Origin of the sequence: Corynebacterium wankanglinii, from assembly GCF_013601005.1 — a bacterium.
GTDB lineage: Bacteria > Actinomycetota > Actinomycetes > Mycobacteriales > Mycobacteriaceae > Corynebacterium > Corynebacterium wankanglinii.
Map to the genome: position 1 here is coordinate 41086 of NZ_JABFED010000004.1, position 14270 is coordinate 55355.

Annotated in this window: 15 protein-coding genes; all 15 read right to left on the reverse strand. The window is 63.3% G+C overall.

Going from position 1 to position 14270, the window contains the following annotated elements; translation table 11 throughout:
* Nucleotides 1–2 precede the first annotated feature (2 nt).
* Complete coding sequence (locus HMA55_RS06650) at nucleotides 3–467, reverse strand: DUF2550 domain-containing protein (protein ID WP_181192290.1); 465 nt, start codon at nucleotides 465–467, stop codon at nucleotides 3–5.
* Nucleotides 468–605: 138 nt separating this feature from the next.
* Nucleotides 606–974 carry a F0F1 ATP synthase subunit epsilon gene (locus HMA55_RS06655; RefSeq protein WP_181192291.1) on the reverse strand — a complete coding sequence of 123 codons (369 nt, stop codon included), beginning with the start codon at nucleotides 972–974 and terminating at the stop codon, nucleotides 606–608.
* 11 nt (nucleotides 975–985) lie between these two features.
* Nucleotides 986–2503, reverse strand: coding sequence for a F0F1 ATP synthase subunit beta (gene atpD / locus HMA55_RS06660; protein WP_235961835.1), 1518 nt, complete (start codon nucleotides 2501–2503; stop codon nucleotides 986–988).
* Nucleotides 2504–2506: 3 nt separating this feature from the next.
* Nucleotides 2507–3475, reverse strand: a complete 969-nt coding sequence (locus tag HMA55_RS06665) for a F0F1 ATP synthase subunit gamma (RefSeq protein WP_181192292.1) — start codon at nucleotides 3473–3475, stop codon at nucleotides 2507–2509.
* A 50-nt stretch (nucleotides 3476–3525) separates the two neighbouring features.
* A complete protein-coding gene (gene atpA, locus HMA55_RS06670) occupies nucleotides 3526–5190 on the reverse strand; it encodes a F0F1 ATP synthase subunit alpha (RefSeq protein ID WP_181192293.1) in 1665 nt (554 codons plus the stop codon).
* 8 nt (nucleotides 5191–5198) lie between these two features.
* Nucleotides 5199–6032: a F0F1 ATP synthase subunit delta gene (locus HMA55_RS06675; RefSeq protein WP_181192294.1), complete on the reverse strand. Its 834-nt coding sequence runs from the start codon at nucleotides 6030–6032 to the stop codon at nucleotides 5199–5201.
* A 5-nt stretch (nucleotides 6033–6037) separates the two neighbouring features.
* Complete coding sequence (locus HMA55_RS06680) at nucleotides 6038–6610, reverse strand: F0F1 ATP synthase subunit B (RefSeq protein WP_181192295.1); 573 nt, start codon at nucleotides 6608–6610, stop codon at nucleotides 6038–6040.
* A gap of 47 nt (nucleotides 6611–6657) precedes the next feature.
* Nucleotides 6658–6903 (reverse strand): ATP synthase F0 subunit C, encoded by a 246-nt coding sequence (locus tag HMA55_RS06685; protein WP_034999811.1) that lies wholly within the window; start codon nucleotides 6901–6903, stop codon nucleotides 6658–6660.
* Nucleotides 6904–7000: 97 nt separating this feature from the next.
* Nucleotides 7001–7795 carry a F0F1 ATP synthase subunit A gene (atpB, locus tag HMA55_RS06690; protein ID WP_181192296.1) on the reverse strand — a complete coding sequence of 265 codons (795 nt, stop codon included), beginning with the start codon at nucleotides 7793–7795 and terminating at the stop codon, nucleotides 7001–7003.
* Nucleotides 7796–8150: 355 nt separating this feature from the next.
* Complete coding sequence (locus HMA55_RS06695) at nucleotides 8151–8549, reverse strand: hypothetical protein (RefSeq protein ID WP_181192417.1); 399 nt, start codon at nucleotides 8547–8549, stop codon at nucleotides 8151–8153.
* 44 nt (nucleotides 8550–8593) lie between these two features.
* Nucleotides 8594–9754, reverse strand: coding sequence for an MraY family glycosyltransferase (locus HMA55_RS06700; RefSeq protein WP_181192297.1), 1161 nt, complete (start codon nucleotides 9752–9754; stop codon nucleotides 8594–8596).
* Between the two features lie 6 nt (nucleotides 9755–9760).
* Nucleotides 9761–10417 carry an L-threonylcarbamoyladenylate synthase gene (locus tag HMA55_RS06705; RefSeq protein WP_181192298.1) on the reverse strand — a complete coding sequence of 219 codons (657 nt, stop codon included), beginning with the start codon at nucleotides 10415–10417 and terminating at the stop codon, nucleotides 9761–9763.
* Between the two features lie 26 nt (nucleotides 10418–10443).
* Complete coding sequence (gene prmC / locus HMA55_RS06710) at nucleotides 10444–11313, reverse strand: peptide chain release factor N(5)-glutamine methyltransferase (RefSeq protein ID WP_181192299.1); 870 nt, start codon at nucleotides 11311–11313, stop codon at nucleotides 10444–10446.
* Entirely contained in the window at nucleotides 11282–12361 is a 1080-nt protein-coding gene (gene prfA, locus HMA55_RS06715) for a peptide chain release factor 1 (RefSeq protein WP_181192300.1), read from the reverse strand. The genes prmC and prfA overlap by 32 nt, the downstream gene beginning before the upstream one ends.
* The gene (rho, locus tag HMA55_RS06720; protein WP_219910470.1) at nucleotides 12361–14148 is read right to left on the reverse strand and encodes a transcription termination factor Rho; all 1788 of its coding nucleotides are present in this window, start codon (nucleotides 14146–14148) and stop codon (nucleotides 12361–12363) included. Before rho ends, prfA begins: the two co-directional genes overlap by 1 nt.
* Nucleotides 14149–14270 lie beyond the last annotated feature (122 nt).

Below are 14270 nucleotides of genomic sequence, written 5' to 3' on the forward strand. Positions count from 1 at the left end.
GGTTACCGCTGCCCGGAATCGCGCTGGGCGCGCTGGGCGAGCGAATGCACGTCGATACGCTCCTTGCGCGCATCGGGTGCGGCCTCCACCCAGGAGATCAGGCCCATCTCGCTGTGGCGATCAGCGGCGAACTCAAAATCGCCCATCGGGCCGGAGAAACGGAGGACGTGACCGATTTCTGGCATGAACTCGCTTTCATCCTCGGTCACGTTCCTAAAACCCTCGAATGCGACTCCCCGCCGATCAAGCTCGATGTCGTGATGGAACGTCAAAGATCGCAGCTTGAAAAACAGCAGCCGCTCCCCGTCGTAGCGCAAGACACCGTGGCGCCACCCATGGACCCCCTCCGCCGGTAGCTCGCGCATCATCGCCCGGGCACCAGAGTTACGCACCATCGCGAAGCGCCACGCCGCAGCCGCGGCGAGGACGACCAGGACGAGCGCTGCGCTGCTTGCCACCACAATCATCCCGGCCCAACCTCCTCGACCACGCTGGATAGACTTCGTGGATGATCATATCTCACGGAAGCAAAACACCCCCTCCCGATTTTCCGGGAGGGGGTGAATGCGTGGCGGTCGGCGTTTGTGCCTTCCCTACCAGACCGTTTACTGGCCCTTGCGGCGAACCGCGGCAAGCTGTGCCTCGGACCGCGCCTTGACGGTGCTGTCCTCGTCGTTGAGGTGGGACTCCGCGTCAGCAGTGTCCACCTCGTCGGCGAAGATGGCAAAGTCCGCCAGAATGGTCACCTTGTCGCCCACAACGGACAGGAAGCCACCCTGGACGGCGGCAACGATGCGCTCGCCGTCCACCGGGCGGATGGTCACCACACCGTTGTCCTTGAGCTGGCCAAGGAGCGGCTCGTGGCCAGGAAGGATGCCGATCTCACCCTCCGTGGTCTGGGCGGTGACGATGCTCGCTTGCCCTTTCCAGAGCATGCGGTCGACCGCGACCAGTTGAGCGGTAAGTTCAGCCATGTTCTACCCTCCTACGCCTGCAGCTTCTTGTACGCAGCCTCGACGTCGTCCAGACCGCCGAGACCATTGAAGGCCTGCTCCGGGTAGTGGTCGAACTCGCCCTCGCAGAGGCGATCGAACGCGTCGATCGTCTCCTCCAGCGGAACGTAGGAGCCCTCGTCGCCGGTGAACTTCTTCGCCACGAAGAAGTTCTGGCCCAGGAAGCGCTGGATCTTACGCGCGCGCTGCACGGTGATCTTGTCTTCCTCGGACAGCTCGTCCATACCAAGAATGGCGATGATGTCCTGCAGCTCCTTGTTCTTCTGCAGGATGCCGATGACCTTCTGCGCGACGGCGTAGTGGCGCTCGCCCACGATGCCCGGCTCGAGAATGCGGGACGTGGAAGTCAGCGGATCCACCGCCGGGTAAATACCCTTCGACGCGATCGAACGAGACAGCTCGGTGGTCGCATCCAGGTGGGCGAAGGTGGTCGCCGGGGCCGGGTCAGTGTAGTCGTCCGCCGGCACGTAGACAGCCTGCAGCGAGGTAATCGAGCGGCCCTTCGTCGAGGTAATGCGCTCCTGGAGCACACCCATCTCGTCCGCAAGGGTCGGCTGGTAACCCACGGCAGAAGGCATGCGGCCCAACAGGGTCGACACCTCAGAACCCGCCTGGGTGAAACGGAAGATGTTGTCGATGAACAGCAGCACGTCCTGGTTCTGCACATCGCGGAAGTACTCCGCCATGGTCAGGCCGGACAGGGCCACGCGCATGCGGACCCCCGGCGGCTCGTCCATCTGGCCGAAAACAAGCGCGGTATCGGGCAGCACGCCCATGTCTTCCATCTCGAGGAAGAGGTCGGTGCCCTCACGGGTACGCTCGCCGACGCCGGCAAAGACCGAGGTACCGGAGAACTCGCGAGCGATACGCGTAATCATCTCCTGGATCAGCACGGTCTTGCCCACACCAGCACCGCCGAACAGGCCGATCTTGCCGCCCTTCACGTACGGGGTGAGCAGGTCGATGACCTTGATACCGGTCTCCAGGATCTCGGTCTTACCCTCGAGGTCCTTGAACGCCGGCGGCTCGCGGTGGATGCCCCAGCGCTCACCGGTCTGGCCCACCGACGGGTCGTCAAGGCACTGGCCGAGCGCGTTGAACACGTGGCCCTTCACCTGGTCGCCCACTGGCACGGAGATCGGGTTGCCGGAGTCTGCCACCTTGGCGCCGCGGACGAGGCCGTCCGTCGGAGCCATGGCGATGGTGCGCACGAGGTTGTCGCCCAGGAACTGGGCGACCTCGAGCACGATGGTCTTGGACATTTCGCCGAGGTCGATGTCAACCTCGAGCGCGTTGTACAGAGCGGGCAGCTCGCCACGCGGGAACTCCACGTCGACGACTGCGCCAATGACGCGCACGACTCGGCCGTTCTCGGAACCGCGCGGGTTCTGAGTGTTCTCGGCCGGAGCAGCGGCCTGTGCGTCGGACTCGGTAAGCTCCGCACCCGCCAGCTCGTCGTTGCGCTCATCAAAAGAGTGAGCAGTTGTCATGATTTAGTCACTTTCTCCACTACCGGACAACGCACCAGCGCCGCCGATAATCTCGGTGATTTCCTGGGTGATCTTTGCCTGACGGGCTTGGTTAGCTTCACGGGACAGGTCGTTAGCCAGCTCCGTAGCGTTATCCGTCGCATTCTTCATGGCCGTGCGGCGCGAAGCCGACTCCGCGGCGGCAGACTCCAGGAAGATCGAGTAGAGCAACCTAGAGACGTACACCGGGAGCAACTCGTCCATCAGCGTGTCCGCGTCGGGCTCGAAGTTCATGTCCGGGGCCACCTCGCCGGAGGTGGTCAGCATGTCCTGCTGCTCGTACTTGAACTCCTCCAGAACCGGCTCAATGGGCAGAAGCTGGGTGACGCGGGCCTCCTGCGAGAGCATGGAGACGAACTCGGTGTAGACCACGTGCACGACGTCAAAACCGCGAACGGTGGCGCCTTCGGCTCCGTCAACGTGCAGCGGCACGGTGCCTTCGGAGCCAGCCATGTAGCCTTCGATGATCTGGTGGCGGACACCGTGGGTATCATCCCACGACGGCTGCTGCGAGAACCCGGTCCAAGCGCCAGCAACGTCCATGTCGCGGAACTTGAAGTGCGTGACACCCTTGTTGCCGGTGACGTAGCGAACTACCTCGTACCCGGCGTCGGTGAGCATGCGCTCCAGCTGCGCCGCCTTCTTCAAGACGTTGTGGTTGTAACCGCCGGCCATACCGCGGTCAGAAGTGACCACGAGGATTGCCGCGACCCGGCCGTTCTCACGCTCGTGGAGCATGGGGTGGGCCAGGGAGCTCGCGGACGCGAGGCGTTCCATGACTTCTTTCAGCTCGTCGGCGTACGGCTTGGCCGCCTCGACGCGCTGCTGGGCCTTGGTGATCTGCGCAGTAGCGATCAGTTCCTGGGCCTTAGTGATCTTCTTCGTTGAGTTGACGGACCGGATGCGGTCGCGCAATTCGCGAAGCGTTGCCATGGTGTTTCCTCCCTTCCTTTAAGTAGTAGTCCTAGAAGCGCTATCGCGATCTAGGAGCGGCTGACGTTGAGCTGGTTCTTGTCGACGGCCTTGGAATCCAGCGGCTCTGCCTCGGCCTCACGGACGATGCGCTCGCCCGACGAAGCCTGGAAGTTGCGAGCCAGATCCTCGTTGACGCGCAGGATCGCGGACTGCGACTCGTCGTCGAGCTGCTTGCCGCCCGCAATCTGGTCGTAGACCTGCGGTGCATTGGCACGGATGGACTCGTGCAGCTCGGTCTCGTAGCGGCGAACGTCCTCGACGGGAACGACGTCGAAGACGCCCTGGTTCGCGGCCCAGATCGAAATGATCTGGAACTCAACGGGCTGTGGCGCGTGCTCGGACTGCTTCAGCAGCTCGACCAGACGCTGGCCGCGCTCGAGCTGCTTCTTGGAAGCGGCGTCGAGGTCGGACGCGAAGGCGGCGAACGCCTCCAGGTCGCGGTACGCGGCGAGATCGAGACGGAGGTTACCGGCGACCTTCTTCATGCCCTTGGTCTGCGCGGCGCCACCGACGCGGGACACGGAGATACCTACGTCGATAGCCGGGCGGACACCCTGGTTGAAGAGGTCAGACTGCAGGAAAACCTGGCCGTCGGTAATCGAGATGACGTTGGTCGGAATGAAGGCACCCACGTCGTTCGCCTTCGTCTCGATGATCGGCAGAGCGGTCAGGGAGCCCGCACCGAGCTCGTCGTTGAGCTTCGCTGCGCGCTCGAGCAGGCGGGAGTGCAGGTAGAACACGTCGCCCGGGTAAGCCTCACGGCCCGGCGGGCGGCGAAGCAGCAGGGAGATGGCACGGTATGCCTCGGCCTGCTTGGTCAGGTCATCATAAATGACCAGGACGTGCTTGCCCTGGTACATCCAGTGCTGGCCAAGGGCTGCACCAGAGAACGGCGCCAGCCACTTGAAACCGGCGGAGTCAGACGCCGGCGCAGCCACGATGGTGGTGTACTCCAGCGCGCCGTTCTCCTCCAGTGTCTGGCGTACACCGGCGATGGTGGAGCCCTTCTGGCCGACGGCGACGTAGATGCAGCGGACCTGCTTCGACGGGTCACCGGTCTCCCAGTATTCCTTCTGGTTAAGGATGGTGTCGATGCAGACTGCGGTCTTACCGGTCTTGCGGTCGCCGATGATGAGCTGGCGCTGGCCGCGGCCGATCGGCGTCATGGCGTCGATCGCCTTCATACCGGTCTGCAGCGGCTCCTCGACCGGCTGGCGGTCGAGCACGCCTGCGGCCTGGAGCTCCAGGGCACGCTCTTCATTGGACTCGATGGGCCCCAGGCCGTCGATCGGCTGGCCCAGGGGGTTGATCACGCGGCCGAGGAAGTTCTCGCCGACCGGGATCGAGAGAACCTCGCCCGTCCGCTTGACTTCATCGCCCTCGGAAAGGGTCTCAAAATTACCCAGCACCACGACACCGATGGAATCGGTCTCGAGGTTTTGTGCGACGCCGATGACGCCGTTCGGGAACTCGAGCAGCTCGTTCGTCATGCAGCCTGGCAGCCCGGAAACCTGGGCAATACCATCTGCAGCCGAAGTCACCACGCCGACCTCCTCACGGGAGGCCTCCGCGGAGTAGCTCGAGGTGTAGTTCGCTATCGCGCTACGGATCTCATCGGAGGAGATCGTCAGCTCCGCCATGTTCTTCCTGCTCTCGGTAGTTTCTTCCAGCATGTTGTTTTCTATTTGGTCGCCTGAGCCGCCATGTCGGTGCGAAGGCGGTTAATCTTGCCGCGCGTCGAACCGTCGATGACTTCATCGCCCACACGGACAACCATTCCGCCGAGGAGGCTGGGGTCAACCTCAGAGTGGATGGCCATCTCGCGACCGTAAATCTGCTCCAGCTTGCGGGCCAATGCATCGCGCTGGGTATCGCTGAGAGCCTCAGCGACCTTCACGCGTGCGACAGCCTTACCACGCAGCTCCGCCACGCCAGCAGCCAACTCGGCCAAGTCGTCGACGGGGTTGTGGTTCGGGCGTCCGATGACCTGCAGGGCCAGTGCCTCGGTGAACATCGTCACCTTGCCGTAAATCACGCTAGCCAACAGTCCGCGCTTCTGCGCCGGGGTCGCGGTGCGGTCGGAGAGCAGCTGGGTAAGCTCCTTCTCCCCCTCCAGCAGTACGGAGAGCTCGTAGAGTTCGTCCTCCACCTGCTCCAGCTGACCCTGTTCCTTGGCTCCCAGCTCCAGTGCGTGCCGGCCGAGGTTGACCAAACCAGCGCGGAACTCGCGTGGGGTCGACCACTCCTGCTGCGCTGCAGCCGTCAGGATGTTCAAGGTGGGCTCCGCAACCTTGCTGCCAAAAACGTCGCGGATGATGCCTTCCCGCTGGGATGCTTCAAGCGACGTGTCAGCAACGGCGACTCGCAGTGCGCGCTCGGTGTCGAGCTGATCCACGATGAGGAACAGCTCGGTGCCGATCTGCGCAGCCACGGCGACGGAATTGTCGGCGTTCCGGATCAGCTCATCGAGCTTGCCCGTAACGTGCGACTGTGCTTCGCGACTAGCTGCCTTCATCTCGCCTACTTCCTCGTCGACACGTGGTCGAGTTCGCTCAGGAACTCGTCGATCGTGTTCGAGCGGCGGGTCGAATCCGACAGCTCGGTGCCCAGCAAACGCTCCGCAAGCGAGATGGAGTTCTGGCCCATCTCGTTGCGCAGTTCAGCGACAACCTGCTCGCGGGATGCCTGCAGCTGCTTCTCACCGGAGTCGATGATGCGGCGGGCCTCCTCCTCAGCGCGGGCACGAGACTCGGCCTCGATTTCCTTGCCGCGGGCGCGGGCAGCTTCACGGATCTCAGCGGCCTCGTGGCGCGCCTCCGCAAGCTCGGCGTTGTTCTTCTCCAGGGCAGCCTTGGCTTCCTTTTGGGCGACCTCAGCACGCTCGATGCCGCCCTTGATTCGGTCCTCGCGCTCCGCCAGCACTTCCTGGAACTTCGGAATGACATACTTCGCAAAAAGTAGGCCGACGATGATGAAAACGACAAGAGACCAAACCACGTCGTACGCGGCCGGCAGAAGAATGGAGGGTTCACTCTCCCCCGGCAGCGTCTCGTGGCCCTCAGCGGCCACGAGGAATGCAGTGACGTTAGTCATTGGATGCTCCTGATCTAAAAAATGTACGGGGTTAGTCGTTCTCGTTTTTAGAACAGGAAGCCGGCAACGAGGCCGATCAGGGCAAGTGCCTCAACGAAGGCGATACCCAGGAACATGGTGGTGCGCAGCTGACCAGCCATCTCCGGCTGGCGAGCCATGCCCTCGACGGTCTTGCCGACGAGCATGCCGATACCGATGCCCGGGCCGATGGTTGCGAGGCCGTAGCCGATGGTGCCGAGACCCTCGTAACGGTTCACGGTCTCCGCTGCCTGGGCAAGAATGATGTCGTTCATGTGAAAGTCGTTCCCTTTCTAGGCGCTCCCCCGCGGGCTGCGGGCGAGCAAGTGACAGATGGTGGGGTTATTCAGTTGGCCGTGTGGTCGCGCTTTGTTAGTGCGCATCCGCGTGCAGCGACAGCTCGATGTACACCGCAGTCAGCAGGGCGAAGATATACGCCTGCAGGAAGATGATGATCAACTCGTACGCGGTGAACAGCAACGCTGCGATGAGGGTCAGGCCACTCACTGCCGTCCATGCGTTCAGCTGCCAGAAGAAGAAGTTCGTGGCGGAGTACAGCAGGACGAGAATGATGTGGCCAGCCAGGAAGTTCGCCATAAGACGAAGAGCCAGGGTGACCGGACGCAGAATGAACGTCGAGAAGAACTCGATCGGCACCACCAGGAGGTGGAGCAGCGGCGGAAGGCCGGGAATCACCGTCGAGTGCTTGAAGTATGCGATGCCGTAACGCTTCACACCGGCGTAGATCATTGCGATATAGGCCGCAACCGCCATAACGATCGGCATACCGATGCGCGCGTTAGGCGAGATGTTCAGGCCCGGGATGATCGTGGCCACGTTCATGAACAGCGTGGTGAAGAAGATGGTGCACAGCAGCGGCAGGAACCGCTTGCCGTCCTTCTTCCCCAGCGTGTCCTCCGCGATTTGGACGCGGACGAAATCGACACCGATCTCGGCGACATTCTGCAGGCCCTTGGGAACCAGCTTCGGGTTCCGGAAGGCAATAACAAAGAGGAGCACCAGGATCGCCGCCATGAACAGGCGGACGAGCATGATGCGGTCGAGTGCGAACCATCCATTGGCAAAATCTTCACCAATGAGCTGGCCGAACGTCTGCCCCGGGAAAAATTCTGGACCAAGCGAAGGTGCGTGGAATTCACCCTTCATGGCCAAAGTTGTAACGCTCAGCGTTCTCTCCCGTTCTCGGGCCGCACGCCGGTTTGACCGGCGCGCGGTGCGATGGACGTTTTCAACATAGACTGCCTCCGCGGCGGACTCCGTCGCACATCTGCTTCCGCGGGGACAGGGGATGTCGTTCCCACGCCGGTTTCCCCTGCTTATCAGGGTTGATATCGACTCGGAACAAACCCAGCGGTTATCCTAACAGGCCATGCGAGCAAAGTAGGTTTTACCTGTGTGGTTGTCCCCCCGACATGCCACCCCAGCCCACTGGCTACCGCAACTACCCAGCTCCGGCGCATTTTCGGCTGGTTGTTAGGTCTGTCACAGAGAACGCGGACACCTAGTCCAGGTACGTGGTGCGGGTGGTGATTACGCCCCAGGTCTCCGCTGCCAGAGCGACCACCAGCGCGGCGATGGTGGTCACGCCAAACGCCTTGTGGTCGTAAAAGTTGAAGCCGCGAATCCACAGTAAAAACAGTACGAGCACACCCATCTTCAGAAGCCACCCGCCGAGCACGACGGCCATTGTGGCGCTGGGTGAGGAGTTCGAGGTAACCAGCACCGACACCGCCGTTAACAAGACAAAGCTGCCGCCCACCGCGACGCCCATCAGCACCGCCCAGATCCCGGGGATCTCTCGGGCTGCACCCCACGCCATCAGTGACACGACGGTGAGCGCGACGAGCGCCCAGCCCGCCACCTTCAGCGCACGGACAAGCGGTCGGCGGTGGTCAGACATCGAGGAGGTGTCGTTTACTTCAAGCGGTTTCACGCTGGCTCATACTAGCTTTTGCTTGGCGACGTCACACCTGACGGCCCAATCTTGCCTTTGGCAAGCGGCACGAGGGTGAGCAGGAACGCCAACACGAGCGCGGTCGCGCTGAGCGCCATAGCCACCTTCACGGGCACGATGGAGAAACTCACAGCGCCAAACGCGACGGCCGAGACCCACATATAGAGCACGAGCACGGTGCGCCGGTGCGTATGGCCGAGACGCAGAAGCCGGTGATGAATGTGGCCGGCATCGGCGGCGAATGGGCTCTGCCCCTTTGCTGTGCGCCGCACTACGGCCCACACCAAATCGAGCACTGGCAGGGCGATTGCCGCGAGCACGACGATGATCGGGCTGACCAGCGCCACAAGGTCTGCAGCACCGTAGAGGGACATGTTGATCTTGCCCGAGGCGGACACTGATGCGGCGGCCAGCAGCAGCCCGATCAGCATCGCCCCGGAGTCCCCCATGAAAATCCTCGCCGGTTCAAAGTTATGGGGGAGAAAGCCCGCACAGATGCCCACCAGGATGGCGCAGATGATTGCTGGCGGGTAGGCCGACACTGCCCCGCCTTGGTCGTGCAGCACCGCTAGCGAGTAGAGCAAGATTGCGGAACCGGCGATCATTCCCAGGCCAGCCGCTAATCCGTCGATGCCATCGACGAAGTTCACTGCGTTGATCAACAGCACCGTAAACAGCGCACTGAAGACCATGCCCTGGGCTTGATCCAGAATCAGCGTCGTGCCCTCGCCGAATGGCACGTAGAACACCGTGAATACGATGCCCAGCGCGGTCATCAGGATGGCGGCCGCAAACTGCCCGATCAATTTGGTCAAGGCCCGCAGCTCATAGAGGTCGTCTACCACCCCCACCAGCACAATAGCTAGGCCACCAACGAGCACTGCCGTCATCTCCGGTGTCACGGGCGCAAAGCCGCGTGTCAGCGCCGGCAGTTGCTGTGCTAGGGCGTACGCGGCAAGGAACCCGGTGAACATGGCTAATCCGCCTAGCGACGGGGTCGGCTGGGTGTGCACGTCCCGGGTGCGGATTTCCGCTACGCGGCCCGTACGCACGAGGAGGGATCGCACCGGGCCGGTGGCCAGATACGTCACCGCCGCAGCGACGAGGAGCACGAGGCCCAATTCTCGAAGGGGAACACCGGAGGCGTTCATCGGCGACTACTTCCTCCGCATACTCTCCGGGTCAAGTCCAAGGACTTCACCAATGCGCTCGGAGGGAATCGCCCCCTCGCGCAGAATCACAGGATTAGGACGGGATAAGTCGATGATCGTTGACGGCTCCCCCACCTCCGCAGTGCCCCCATCGAGGTAGATCCCCACGGCATCGCCGAACTGCTGACGAGCTTCGGTTGCAGTAGTTGCCGGCGGATTTCCTGAGATGTTGGCGGAAGACACCGCCATGGGCCCGGTCTCCTGCAAGAGCTCGAGTGCGAGTGGCTGGTTGGGCATGCGCAGCAAGACGGTGCCACGGGTGTCTCCGAGGTTCCATGGCAAGCTCGGCGCCTCCGGCACCACGATGGACAGGCCGCCCGGCCAGAACGCCTCCACGAGGGTCTTTGCTGTCTCAGTAAATTCCCGCACCAGACCCTGAATGGTCACCCAGGATCCGACAAGTACCGGCACCGGCATATCCGGACCCCGGTGTTTCGTGGCAAGCAGTGTCGCCACCGCGTCGTTGTTGAACGCGTCGCAGCCGATGCCGTACACCGTATCCGTGGGCAACACGACGCAGTGGCCAGCGCGAACCGCATCGGCGGCGGCGCGAATGCCGTCCTCGCGCCTCTGCGGGTCGAGGCAGTCGAACGTTTCCCTCATGATCGCTCCTTGCGGCAGGCTGGCAGTTACCGGGCTAGCTTACTCGCCGTGACAAACCTGGCCCGCCCCGCCAGATCCTCCTTCACTCGGACATCGCCAAATCCGGCGGACTTGAAAGCGTCCTGCACGGCCGCCGAGGTCGTGTCATCGTGTTCTACGCCGATCGCTCCCCCGCTGCGCAGCAACCGGTTCGCCACGGGCAGAAGGTCCCGAATCGCATCCATCCCATCCGCGCCCGAAAAGACTGCTTCGCGCGGATCTGCGTACACCTCCGCCTGCAGCGTTGGCGTCTCCGGCACGTAAGGCGGGTTTGTCACCACAAGGTCCACCGCCCCGTCGAGACCAGGCAGGAGTTTTGCGTCAGTCATGTCGCCCGGCACCACGGTTACCTGGGGGGCATACTTGGCCACGTTGCGGTCTAGGAAAGCGCGTGCGGCCGCGGATCGTTCGACAGCGTAAACAGAGGCAGCCGGTATCGCCCGGGCCACCGCAATGGCCAGGGCACCAGAACCGGATCCGAGATCGACAACGGTGGGGGCCGTAGGTGCGTCGTGAAGCAAACGCACCGCCCAATCTGCCAGCACCTCGGTTTCGGGCCTCGGGATGAACACACCCGGCCCGACGGCGAGGTCGACACCGTAAAACGGTGCGGAGCCGATGATGTGTTGCAGGGGCTCTCGCGTCGCGCGGCGGCTTACGAGTTCGTCGTAGTCCCGCTCGAAGCTCGCCGGTGCGTCCGCGAACATGAGCTCCATCGGCGCAACGCCGAGAAGCTGGGCCGCAAGGATTCGCGCGTCCACCTCCGGCGACGCGACACCCGCGCCGGCAAGGGTGTGCGCGGCGCGGGCGATGATGTCGCGGAGGCTACTCCGCTTCAAGGCGTTCCTGGCGCTCATGGGTCTGCAGCGCGGAGATCAGGTCATCCATGTTGCCGTCCAACACCGAATCAAGGTTGTTGGACTTGTAGTTGATGCGGTGGTCCGAGATGCGGTTTTCCGGCCAGTTGTACGTGCGGATGCGCTCCGAGCGGTCCATGGTACGCACTTGGGACGCGCGGCCTTCTGCCTCCTCGGCCTCCGCCTTCTCCCGCTCCAGCTGGTCCAGGCGGGCCTGCAGCACCTGCATAGCGCGGGCGCGGTTCTGAATTTGAGAACGCTCATTCTGGCAGGTCACCACAATACCGGTGGGCAGGTGCGTGATGCGCACGGCGGAGTCGGTGGTGTTCACACCCTGGCCGCCCTTACCGGAGGAACGGTAGACATCGACGCGCAGGTCCTTCTCGTCGATGTTGACGCTTTCGATCTCGTCCGCCTCCGGGAAGACGTAGACACCGGCCGCAGACGTTTGGATACGCCCCTGCGACTCGGTGACGGGGATACGCTGCACGCGGTGCACGCCACCCTCGAACTTCAGCTTCGACCACGCACCGTCACGCGACGGATTCTTGGACTTCACCGCCACAGTCATGTCCTTCACGCCGCCGAGATCAGACTCCGCAACGTCCAGGACCTCCCAGGTCAGCGAGTGCTTTTCGCAGTACTTCTGGTACATGCGGGCAAGGTCGCCGGCGAACAAGGCGGCCTCTTCGCCACCTGCACCGGCCTTGAGCTCCATGATCACGTCGTCGCCGTCGTGCTCGTCGCGGGGAGCGAGCAAATCTGCAAGCTCCTCCTCGAGGCGCACGATCTCGCCTTCAAGGCGCTGCGCCTCGTCGGCGAACTCCTTGTCCTCAGACGCCATCTCGGCTGCGGCCTCGTGGTCGTCCTGCGCCTGAGTCAGGTCGTTGTAGACGTTGATGATCGGCTGCAGCTCCGCGTAGCGCTTGGACAGCTTGCGGAACTGGTCCTGGTCGCCGGCGACTTCCGGGTCGCCCATCTGGGCCTGGATGCCCTGGTACTCGGCCACGTAGTCGTCGACAAGCGAAACCTGCGATTTCTCTGCCATTAGGAGTACTCCTCCTCGGTCTCGGTCTGCGCCATCGGCGCGGAGTTGGCCACGCCCATGAGGAACTCGCCGTTGGACTTCGTCTTCTTCAGCTGCTTGATCAGCATGTCGATGGATTGCTGCGGATCCAGCGCAGAGAGGATGCGGCGCAGCTTATGCATCACGCGCGCCTCCTCCGGGCTCATCAGCAGCTCGTCCTTTCGCGTGCCAGACGGGTTGACGTCCACGGCCGGGAACACGCGGCGCTCCGCTATCTTGCGGTCCAGCTTCAGCTCCGCGTTGCCGGTGCCCTTGAACTCCTCGAAGATCACGGTGTCGCCTGCCGAACCGGTCTCCACCATGGCGGTGGCGATGATGGTGAGCGAGCCGCCCTCCTCGATATTGCGTGCCGCACCCAAGAACCGCTTCGGCGGGTAGAGCGCGTTGGAGTCCACACCGCCGGAAAGAATGCGCCCCGACGCCGGCGACGAGTTGTTGTACGCGCGGCCCAGGCGGGTAATGGAATCGAGTAGGACCACCACATCCTGGCCCATTTCCACCAGACGCTTGGCGCGCTCGATGGCCAGCTCGGCCACCGCAGTGTGCTCTGACGGCGGGCGGTCGAACGTCGAGGCAATGACCTCGCCGTTGACACTGCGCTGCATGTCCGTGACTTCCTCAGGGCGCTCGTCCACAAGCACGACCATGAGGTAGCACTCCGGGTTGTTCGTGGCGATCGCGTTGGCGATGTTCTGCAGAATGGTCGTCTTGCCGGCCTTCGGCGGGGAGACAATCAGCGCGCGCTGGCCCTTACCAATCGGCATGACCAAGTCGATCACGCGGGTGGTCAGGATCTTCGGCTCCGTCTCCAAACGCAGGCGACGGTTCGGGTACAGCGGCGTGAGCTTGTGGAACTCTTTGCGCCCCTTCGCAGCCTCCGGCGTCTGGCCGTTGATGGAGTCCACCCGCACAACCTGGTTGTAGCTGCGGCGGTTGCGCCCGTTGCCCTGTTGGTGGGACTGGCCGTTTGCGCGAACTTGGCCCATCACCGCGTCACCGGAGCGCAGGCCGGACTGGCGCACCAGCTTCTGCGGCACGTACACGTCCGCGTTGGACTGGCGGTAGCCGGTCGTGCGGATGAACGCCGAGCCGTTGTCCTGCACGTCCGCGATGCCGGCGACCTCCTGTAGGTCTTCCGGGTCGAAGTGCTGGTCGTTGTTGTTACCGCCGTTGTTGTGGTTGTTATCCCGGTTCCGGTTCCTGTTCCGGCGCCCCCGACGTCCACGACGGCCGCCACCCTGACCGTCGTCATCGTGGTGGTGGTTGTTGTCGTGGTGCTGGTTGTCGCGGTTCTGGTTGCGCTGGCCGCCCCGGTTACGCCCACCTCGCTGCTCGTCGCCGCGCTCGCCATCACCCTGAGCGTCATCGCGACGCTCATCGTCCTGGCCTGCCTGCTCCGAGCGGTTGTGGTCGCGCTGCTGATCTTGCTCGTCGTGCTGCGAGCGTGCGCGGTTACGGCGTGCGCGCCGGGCCGCGGAGCGGGAGCCGCCGCGGGAATCCTCGTCATCGCCCGACTCGGCGGCCCCAGACTCCCCAGTCTCATCAGTCTTCTCAACCCTGCCCTCACCCTTGGCGTCGGCCGTTTGCTCGGCCTTCTGTGGGGCCGCCTGCTCGGCTCTTTGCTCGGGCGCAGCCTTACGCGGCACTTGCCCGGTGGTGATGGCCTGGATGAGTTCCCCCTTGCGGAGCCCAGAGATCCCCTTGAGTCCCTGCTCGGCGGCGAGCTTTCGCAGTTCCGGAAGCTTCATTTTGGCAAGGTCTGCCGTGGTGCCGGTATCGGTCACGTGTGTCCTTTCGTCGCTAAGCCAACGCTAAATCGCGCCCAACAGTGTGGTGGGTGCATACGCCGGTAGCGGTCGTGTGCGGTCTT